Annotated in this window: 7 protein-coding genes; 3 read left to right on the plus strand and 4 right to left on the minus strand. The window is 48.0% G+C overall.

The annotated features are described in order from the left end of the window. Positions 1–141: 141 nt before the first annotated feature. A complete protein-coding gene (locus Q320_RS0109655) occupies positions 142–1437 on the plus strand; it encodes an adenylosuccinate synthase (RefSeq protein WP_027468824.1) in 1296 nt (431 codons plus the stop codon). A gap of 231 nt (positions 1438–1668) precedes the next feature. On the opposite strand, the gene Q320_RS0109660 is transcribed toward Q320_RS0109655, so the two are convergent. The 3 genes from Q320_RS0109660 to alaS all read right to left on the minus strand — a co-directional run bounded on the left by Q320_RS0109660 (position 1669) and on the right by alaS (position 6235). Further along, positions 1669–1893, minus strand: coding sequence for a DUF1653 domain-containing protein (locus Q320_RS0109660; RefSeq protein ID WP_027468825.1), 225 nt, complete (start codon positions 1891–1893; stop codon positions 1669–1671). A 527-nt stretch (positions 1894–2420) separates the two neighbouring features. Next, a complete protein-coding gene (locus Q320_RS0109665) occupies positions 2421–3407 on the minus strand; it encodes a S66 family peptidase (RefSeq protein ID WP_027468826.1) in 987 nt (328 codons plus the stop codon). 212 nt (positions 3408–3619) lie between these two features. Continuing rightward, entirely contained in the window at positions 3620–6235 is a 2616-nt protein-coding gene (alaS, locus tag Q320_RS0109670) for an alanine--tRNA ligase (RefSeq protein ID WP_027468827.1), read from the minus strand. A 276-nt stretch (positions 6236–6511) separates the two neighbouring features. Between alaS and Q320_RS0109675 the strand changes: the two genes are divergently transcribed. Next, entirely contained in the window at positions 6512–6967 is a 456-nt protein-coding gene (locus Q320_RS0109675) for a glycine zipper 2TM domain-containing protein (RefSeq protein ID WP_051534643.1), read from the plus strand. Positions 6968–7121: 154 nt separating this feature from the next. Here the strand turns inward: Q320_RS0109675 and Q320_RS0109680 are convergent, their stop codons facing one another. Beyond that, entirely contained in the window at positions 7122–8477 is a 1356-nt protein-coding gene (locus tag Q320_RS0109680) for a sodium-dependent transporter (protein ID WP_027468829.1), read from the minus strand. Positions 8478–8749: 272 nt separating this feature from the next. Here Q320_RS0109680 and Q320_RS0109685 point away from each other — a divergent pair, with 272 nt between their 5' ends. Beyond that, positions 8750–9595, plus strand: a complete 846-nt coding sequence (locus Q320_RS0109685; protein ID WP_027468830.1) for a PA4780 family RIO1-like protein kinase — start codon at positions 8750–8752, stop codon at positions 9593–9595. Positions 9596–10043 lie beyond the last annotated feature (448 nt).

Here is a 10043-nt window from a genome sequence, read left to right on the forward strand (position 1 = left end):
ACTGCGCAGCATTAGTAGGTATTTAGTTTTCAGTTTGCCGCTTAAAGGGCTGGCTGATTCAGTGTTTTGACGTTAAAGTTCGGGCGCGTTTCTGTTGGCAGCAACGCGAGCCATTGTTTTAAATAGCATTGAGGTTTGGAAATGAGCAAAAATGTCGTCGTAATCGGCACACAATGGGGTGACGAGGGTAAAGGTAAGATTGTTGACTGGCTAACGGATCACGCCCAAGGCGTCGTTCGCTTCCAAGGCGGTCACAATGCAGGCCACACCTTGTGGGTTGGCGGTAAAAAAACCGTCTTGCGTCTGATTCCGTCGGGCATCTTGCACGCGGGCAAAGCTTGCTTTATCGGTAATGGCGTGGTGATTTCACCCACAGCCTTGCTGCAAGAAATTGATGAGCTGACTGCTGCTGGCGTAGATGTAGCCAGCCGTTTGACGATTTCTGAAGCTTGCCCATTGATTTTGCCGTATCACATTGCGATTGACCAAGCGCGTGAAGCAGCAAAAGGCGAGAAAAAAATTGGTACGACAGGTCGTGGTATTGGCCCAGCTTACGAAGACAAAGTGGCACGCCGCTCGATTCGTATTCAAGATTTGTACCATCCAGAGCGCTTTGCCGCTAAATTGCTGGAAAATCTCGACTGGTACAACTTTGCCTTGAAGAACTACTTCAACGCACCAACCGTTGATTTCCAAACCGTTTACGACGAAACCATGGCTTACGCTGAACGCATTCGCCCTATGGTTGGCGATGTATCGCGTACTTTGTACGACATGAATAAAGCGGGTGAGCCATTGTTGTTTGAAGGTGCGCAAGGTACTTTGCTCGACGTTGACCACGGTACCTATCCATTTGTGACGTCAAGCAATTGCGTTGCAGGTGCTGCTGCACCGGGCGCAGGCGTTGCGCCGCAAATGTTGCAATACGTACTCGGCATCGTGAAAGCCTACACAACGCGCGTGGGTTCTGGCCCATTCCCAACTGAATTGTTCTGCGACGTTGGCGCTGGTTTGGCCAAACGCGGTCATGAATTCGGTTCAGTAACGGGTCGTGCGCGTCGTTGCGGTTGGTTTGACGCAGCAGCATTGAAACGCTCAATCCAAATCAACGGTGTTTCTGGTCTGTGCGTGACGAAACTCGACGTGATGGACAGCATCGAAACGATCAAATTGTGCACGGGCTATATGCTCGATGGCAAAGTCATCGACATCTTGCCAGTTGGCGCAGAAAACATCGCTTTGTGCGAGCCTATCTACGAAGAAATGCCAGGTTGGTCTGAATCAACTTACGGCGTGAAAAACTTCGACGAATTGCCGCTCAATGCGCAAAATTACTTGAAACGCATCGCCGAAATCTGCGAAGCGCCGATTGCCATTGTATCGACCGGCCCAGATCGCGACGAAACCATCGTGCTGCAACACCCATACAAAGACTAATCGTCGGTGTAGATGAAAAAACCGCTGTGTTGCAGCGGTTTTTTACGTCTGGATTTCTGTTAAAGCTCAAAGAAATTTGAGTCCACGAAAAACATGCCCCGCAGGAAATACCCTTGGGGTGCGAAAGGCACGAAATAAATCAACAGCGAATTTATGGACTTTTCGATGAAGGTCTTATTGTCTCGTCTGATTTTTTCTTTCGTGCCTTTCGTGGACTAATTTTTTTGACCTTCAATCAGCCACTTTCGTAAACCGTGCTTGCTCAACGCCATCAATGACGACATTCTCCACAAACATCGCAAACGGCCGCACCCACAAAGCGCCTTCGCCATAGAGTGGCCGATACATGACCATCCATTCAACGGTTTCGCTATGAATGGCTAAATCGATCACTTGGTAACGATTGCCTTTGTAATGCTGATATTCGCCAAGGGCGAGTTGTGGACGTGGTGTCATGGGTATTGCTCTCTATTTATTATTCAATAATGGCTGTAAGCCTATACCTATTGGCTTGTGTCGTCGTGCTTTGGTGTTTGTGAATCCGCACGCTGCCGTGGTTTCGTAGGGTGGGTTAGTCCGCCACCTTGTATTTAAAAACGCCGATGCTGATCGGACGTAACCCACCATGGCAATGCCAAAACGAGCGCAATAATCGGCGTTCTTATCCATAGCGCAATGGTGGGTACGCGGCCATGCCAGCATGTTGCCTAAATAAATATTCGAGAGAGGCCTAACCCACCCTACAACACCACATGTATTTCCTTCTAGGCATTTAAAATCAATAGCTAGGTGGCAATACCCATTCGGAGGTTAAATTTCAATCCGTGCGCCGCCGTGGTGTTGTAGGGTGGGTTAGTCCGCCACCTTGCGTTTAAAACCGCCGATGCTGATCGGACGTAACCCACCATGGCAATGCCAAAACGAGCGCGGTAATCAGTTTTTTCATGGGGCAATGGTGGGTATGCGGTGCTATCGACATCGGTTTAGTGATTCTTGATCGTTATTTCACAATGCGTGCTTGTTGCGATAATTTCAACCTCGCCACCGATTGGGAATGTGATTTGAGGTGTTGTATGCCCAAAATCAAGATTGGCAATAACAGGGATTGAATTCAATTCTGGCTTTGAGCGTATGAGTTTACAGATTTGCTCGTGCGTGATTTGTGATGCTTTTTGAAACCGACCTATCACAATACCTTTTACAGAATGAAATGATTTTAGGTGGATAATAGATTGTAAATTTCGGTCAAACTCAGTGAGCGTATTTTCTCCAAGCAGATTATCTTCTTCTAGAAATAAAATTGTATCTTCTGGCTCTGGTAAATAGCAGCTGCCTTGCAATAAATTAAATGTACATAAATTGCCACCGATCATCGTTCCCGAAGCTTCGCCAGTGTTGATGATCTGATATCCGGTATTTGGATAGAAATCGCGTTGATTTTGATTGATATACCACGCATCATCCGACCAATGTTGGGAATGAGTAATTGAGAAATCATCCTCACTCATTAGACATTTTTTAAAATAATCGATTGTATAATCAAGCCCTTGCAGCATACCTAATGTTGAAAAATGCGGGCCGCTGTACGTAATGAGCTTTGTTTTTGCATAAATGGCATTGCTTAAAGCTGTGATGTCAGAAAAGCCACAAAGTATTTTGGGATTAGCTTTGATGATGGCGTAATCAATTTTATTCAGCAATTGAATTGAGTTATGCCCACCAATCGCAGTCAAAATGCCTTTTACGGTTTTGTCAGAAAAAGCTGTATGTAGGTCTTCGATTCTGGAGTCAACCGATGAAGATTGAAATTCATCTATTTCATTCACATGCTTTGAAAAACAAACTTCTAAGCCGATTTCATTGAGTTTTGTGGTGGCAAGCTCGATCACTTGTTGAGAAATGATGCCAAGGCTTCTTGATGGTGCGATTACACAGACTTTATCACCATGCTTTAATTTCTCGCTTTTCATTTATTCCTCTGTATCGAATTCTGAATGATGGCCATCCACGCAGCGCCACTAGATTGTTTTATCTGGGTATGCGAATGTAGGCTTTGTTAATTGGTGAGTAGACTGATATACCCTTAGTTTTTTGTGGTGACTGATCATCGTTGATTGAATCTAATCGTTTACACAAAAAAACAGCCACCTAATCGGTGGCTGTTTGCTTTAGTTCACTGCGATTAGAGTTTGCTCTCTAACCAGCTCGCTGCCGCCTGCATCGCTTCTTGCAATTTCTCAGGTTCAGTACCACCAGCTTGCGCGAGGTCAGGGCGACCGCCGCCTTTGCCGCCGACGAGTTGCGCGGCGACGTTGACGAGTTCACCGGCTTTCACTTTACTGGTCAGGTCGGGTGATACGCGGGCGATGAGGCTGACTTTGCCTTCCGCTACACAAGCAAGAAGGGCGATGCCGCTCTCTAGTCTATCCATCAACTTGTTGCTCATTTCGCGCAAGGTCGCGGCATCGATGTCTTCGACTACGCTGCCGATGCAACGCACGCCGTTGATAGTTCGCAAGCCAACCGCAAGCAATTGGTCAAGTTGACCAAATGCCATTTGGCCTTTAAGCGTCGTCACTTCTTTTTGCGCGGCTTTTAGATCGGCCTGGAGTTTTTCCAATTTGCTGAGCAATTCACCCGGATGCGCGCCCACCAGCGAGCTGGCGGTTTTCAGTTCTGCGTCTTGCGCTTGCACTGCAGCAAGGGCTGCGGTGCCAGTGATTGCTTCGATACGGCGAACGCCAGCGGCGATGCCGCCTTCGGCGACGATTTTAAACAGACCAATATCGCCAGTCCGCTTCACGTGCGTACCGCCGCACAGTTCGGTCGAGAAGTCGCCCATTTTCAAGACGCGAACTTCGTCGCCGTATTTCTCGCCAAATAGCGCCATCGCGCCGAATTTAATCGCATCATCGTAGCTCATCAGGCGAACTTGCACTTCTTCGTTAGCCATGATGACGTGATTGACGAGGCTTTCAATTTTGGCGATTTCTTCCGCAGTGAGTGCTTTTGGCTGCGAGAAGTCAAAACGCGTGCGCTCAGGATTGACCAAGGAGCCTTTTTGCTCAACGTGCGTGCCGAGTACTTCGCGCAACGCGGCGTGCAATAAATGCGTCGCCGAGTGATTGCGTTGACTGGCTTGGCGTTTGGCAATATCAATGCTGGCGGTAACTTCATCACCGACACTGAGCGCGCCGCTGATGATTTGGCCTTGATGACCAAACACATCGGCTTTCACTTTTTGCGTATCGGTTACATTAAATACGCCAGCGCCAGCAATCACACCAACGTCGCCCGCTTGACCGCCTGATTCAGCATAAAACGGCGTGTGATCGAGCACGATCACGCCTTCATCGCCGTCGTTCAGCGTTTGTACTTGCTCGCTGCCTTTATACAGCGCCAAGACTTTGGCAGAGCGGCTAGCCTCGGTGTAACCGTGGAAGCATGAGCTTTCGCCTTCGTAGGCTAAACCAGCGGTCATTTTGAATGAACCAGCGGCTTTCGATTGTTTGCGCTGTACGTCGAGTGCGGCTTCAAAGCCAGCAATGTCAACCGTCACATTGCGTTCGCGGCACACGTCGGCGGTCAAATCGATGGGGAAGCCATAAGTGTCAGACAATTTGAACGCCACATCGCCATCGAGTACTTGCTTGCCACCCGCCAACACGGTGTCGAGCAGGGCCATGCCGTTTTCTAGCGTGCGGCCAAAAATCTCTTCTTCGTTTTTAAGTGCTTCAACAATATGCGCTTGGCGCTGACGTAATTCTGGGTAGGCATCACCCATCACTTCAGCCAATGGCGCAACCAGTTTGTGGAAGAAGTAGTCTTTTTGGCCAAGCTTGTAACCATGACGCACGGCGCGGCGGATAATCCGGCGCAATACATAACCACGGCCATCATTCGCTGGCAATGCGCCATCAGCGATCAAGAAGGCACAAGAGCGAATATGGTCGGCAATGACGCGTAGTGATGGTGAATCAGCATCCGCTGCGCCCGTTTCGCGTTTGGCGGCGGCGAGTAGATGTTGGAATAAATCAATTTCGTAATTCGCGTGTACGCCTTGCATCACCGCAGAAATACGCTCCAAGCCCATGCCGGTATCGACTGATGGTTTTGGCAATGGATGCAATACGCCCGCTTCATCACGGTTGAATTGCATAAATACGTTGTTCCAGATTTCGATGAAACGATCACCGTCTTCTTCAGCCGATCCCGGAGGGCCACCCCAGTGATGCGCGCCGTGGTCGTAGAAAATTTCACTGCATGGGCCACATGGGCCGGTATCGCCCATTTGCCAGAAATTATCGCTTTGGCCCGGGCCTTTGTTGTCGCCAATGCGGACGATTTTTTCCGCTGGCACGCCGATTTCTTTATTCCAAATATCAAAAGCTTCGTCATCCGTGGCGTACACGGTGACCATCAGTTTTTCTTTCGGGATCGCCAGCCATTCTGGGCCAGTCAAAAATTCCCAAGCAAAGAAAATCGCGTCGCGTTTAAAGTAATCGCCAAACGAGAAATTACCGAGCATTTCAAAGAAAGTATGGTGACGCGCGGTGTAGCCGACGTTTTCGAGGTCGTTATGTTTGCCACCAGCGCGTACGCATTTTTGGCTGGACGTTGCGCGCGTATACGAGCGTTTGTCAAAACCTAAAAACACGTCTTTAAATTGGTTCATCCCGGCGTTGGTGAACAAAATGGTCGGGTCATTCAAAGGAATCAAGCTGGAAGACGCCACAATTTGGTGGCCTTTACTGGCGAAAAAGTCCAAGAACTTTTGGCGAATCTGTGCTGATGTCATGGCTACCTGCGGTAAACGAAGCAAAACGCTGATTTTACGGGAAAAGCGCCGCGCTCGGTAGTCGTGGCACTTTTGCTGGCGCGTTCCTGAGCATTTTCGCGGCTTTGATGACTGATTGCTGGAATTAAAAATAGATTATGCCGTTTAGTTTTCTTGGTGATGTCGTTCAACTAGCGTAAATCGTCAATTGAAAACTCGGAGGCTTACGATATAATTCTTGTGTACTTGCAGTTCCGCGAAGGTTTTCTGGAAAATTGACTGAAAGGTGACTTAAATATGCAAAATTATATGACGATGGGCGCACGCTTGAAATCGAGTATTGCGATTGCTTCTTTGGTTCTGTTTGCAGGTTGCGCGACAACGAATGAGCCGCTGCAAATCCAAGTGGGTAAAATTGAGCAAATTTCTGATGTACAGATCAGTAGTGGTCGCCAATTAGGTATTGGCGCGGTGTTGGGTGCAGGTGCGGGTGGCTTGTTGGGTTCGTTGGTGGGCGGCGGTACGGGTCGTGATCTGGCTATTGTTGCGGGTGCGGTCGGTGGCGCTGTGGCGGGCAGCACGATTGAACGCAATTACAACGATAAAGAGCCAACGCAGCAAGTGGTTGTGCGCGTTGAAAGTGGTGTGTTGGTCGTTGTGAATCAGCAGCCTGCTGATCGTAGCTTGCGCGTAGGTCAGCAAGTGTTTATTGAAGGCAAAGGTAATAATGCACGGATTGCACCACGTCAATAATCGCGGTGTGAGTGTAAAAAAGGCACGAATGATTTCGTGCCTTTTTTATTAGTTGCGTGATACGGCGCACCGAAGTGTCTATGTAAGATGTAATCAAGGGTATTGCTATCTAGGCTTTGTATTGAAAGGCCTTTAATCAAATACCCTATTCATATTAAATTAAGCCTAAACCTTTTAGCATAATCACCAAAATCAATGCGGGTGTAATGTAGCGAACTAAGATAAATACGGCTTGAATCACCCAATTGTTGTGCAATTGCCCATCGTTGCTCAGTTGCTTTTGTAATTGAGGCAAGCCATAGACCCAGCCAACAAATACGCAAATCAAGATTCCACCCGTCGGCATCAAAATATTTGAGCTGATGTAATCGAACAGATCAAACGGATTTAAGCCAAACAGAAGCCAGTCGGCGGTGAGTGACGAAGACAACGACGCTGGGATGCCAAATAGACCAATCACACCAATGCTGAGTAACGTCGCTTGTTTGCGGCTGAATTTAAAGCGCTCGGATAGCATTGCGACGGGTACTTCGAGAATCGACAAAATCGCGCCCGTCGCGGCAATCGCCGCCAGTATAAAGAACAGCGCCATAAAGAATTGCCCAAACGGCATACTGGCAAACACTGCAGGAATCGTCATAAACACCAGTGATGGGCCTGCGGCAGGCTCAAAGCCAAAAGAGAATACGGCAGGGAAAATAGCCAGACCGGCCAGTAGTGATACCGATAAATCGGCCAGCATGACGCGAGTTGCAGTGAGCGGGATATTTTGCTCGTTGCGGAAATAGCTGCCATAAGTGAGCATCGTGCCCATGCCGATAGACAGTTTAAAAAATGCCAAACCCATCGCAGTGAGAATCACTGGCGCGGTTATTTTGCTAAAATCCGGCGCAAATAAGAACTTCACACCTGCCATGGCGCCAGGCAAGGTCAGGCTGCGAATACAGAGCAAGATCAACAGTAAAAATAAAATCGGCATCAGTTTCTTGGCGGCCGCTTCAATGCCTTTGGAAACGCCCATCATGATAATTGCACCAGCCCAAGCCAGTACCGCCCATTGCCAAAACAGGGCTTGCAGCGGATTAGAGACCATTGCGCCAAAAGCCGCTTTCGCGCTGACGGGGTCGGTGCTGTGAATGCTGCCGGTGATGGATTTAAAGATATAAGCAAATACCCAGCCGGCCACTCCTGTGTAAAACGCCAAAATTAGCACGGCGGATACCAGACCCATATAACCAACCACCGGCCAAAATTTTTGTGATTTGGGCGCAAGTGTTTCAAATGCGGTCACAGCATTGGCACGCGATGCGCGGCCCAGCATGATTTCGGCAATCATCACGGGTAGGGCAACGAGTAAGGTGGCTAGTAAATACACCAGTAAAAAGCTTGCCCCGCCATTGGTGCCGGTCATATAGGGGAATTTCCAAATATTGCCTAAGCCAACGGCGGAGCCGAGTGTGGCGACTAAAACGCCAAAAGTAGAACTAAATCCATCGCGGTTTGTACTCATGCTAAATCCAGTATTTAATTTTTAATATATTTATACTATTCATATTTGCCTAGGGTATTGTCCATGCGGGATAACCCGAGGCGTGGGTTTAGCTTGATATAGCTCAGTTTTGGCGAGTATGGATCAACTGGCTTGGCAGAGCTCGACAATTTCAGTGAAAAACGCTGACGCGGCGCGTATAGTGCGAAATAAAATCGCAGGACTTATTGCAAATCTTCAATGAGCTGTGCTTGGTGACAAGCGCAGTGGAAAATAGGACGTATAAAACTTTAATGAAAACGCCAAAAAGATTAGAGCCATTGGTGGTCGATGGTTTGGTTGATGAAGTATTGCGTCAACTGATGAGTGGCAAAGAAGCAACCGTTTATGTTGTGCGCTGCGGTGACGATGTGCGTTGTGCCAAAGTGTACAAAGATGCCAATCATCGTAGCTTTAAGAAAAATGCCGCTTATCAAGAAGGGCGCAAAGTAAAAAATAGCCGTCAGGCACGGGCGATGGAAAAAGGCTCGCGCTATGGTAAGCAAATGCAGGAAGAAGAATGGCAAAACGCCGAAGTAGATAATCTCTATCGTTTAGCCGCCGCTGGCGTTCGCGTGCCAACGCCATATATCTGTTCTGAAGGCGTGTTGTTGATGGAGTTGGTTGTGGACGCCAACGGTAACGCTGCGCCGCGATTGAATGATGTCGAAATGAGTCCCGAGCTGGCTCGTGAGTATCATGATGAATTACTCAAGCAAGTAGTATTGATGCTCTGTGCTGGCGTGATTCATGGCGATTTGTCGGAATACAATATTCTGGTTGATGAGCATGGCCCAGTGATTATCGATTTGCCACAAGCAGTCGATGCCGCAGGAAACAATCAAGCAGCTGCGATGCTGGAGCGGGATGTGGATAATCTGGCTGAGTATTTCGGCCAATTCGCGCCAGAACTCAATGGCTCGCAATACGGTAAAGAGATATGGGGGCTGTTTGAAGGGGGTTTATTGCATCCCGATGTCAAACTCACCGGTAAAGTGAAGCAGAATCACCGCCCCGTTGATGTCCGCAGTGTCTTGCGCGAGGTTGAGCACGTTAAAGAAGAACATTTACAGCGGCAATTGCCCGATTTTCAGCCGTAAATACGATGTTGTGAGTCCGTGGGGGCAGTTGGTTTTTGTGATTACATCAAATATTCACAATTTAAAATTCTTTTATTTTCAACGTTTTATCCACCTAGCCCCATTTTATTTGCACACAGGTGTTGACGCACCTCAGGCTGTGCCGTATATTTCGGCCTCTCTGCTGCTGACACAGCAAACGAAACAAGCAGTTTTCCAGCAAGTTTCGGTGTCTAAGCCACTGATCTTTAACAAAATACAGCCGATGAGTGTGAGTGCTTGGTTTGCCAGTCAAACAAGTGCTTACACTCTCAAAATGATCTGTTGAATGTAAATTCTTCAGGTTTGAAGTGATGTAGGAATGGCGTTAAAACCATTTCAAAAGTAAGCCAAGTTGTACAAATTAGCACAGAGATTAAACGAAAGAGTTTGATCCTGGCTCAGATTGAACGCTGGCGGCATGCTTTAC

Source organism: Deefgea rivuli DSM 18356, assembly GCF_000620145.1.
GTDB classification, from domain to species: Bacteria; Pseudomonadota; Gammaproteobacteria; order Burkholderiales; family Chitinibacteraceae; genus Deefgea; species Deefgea rivuli.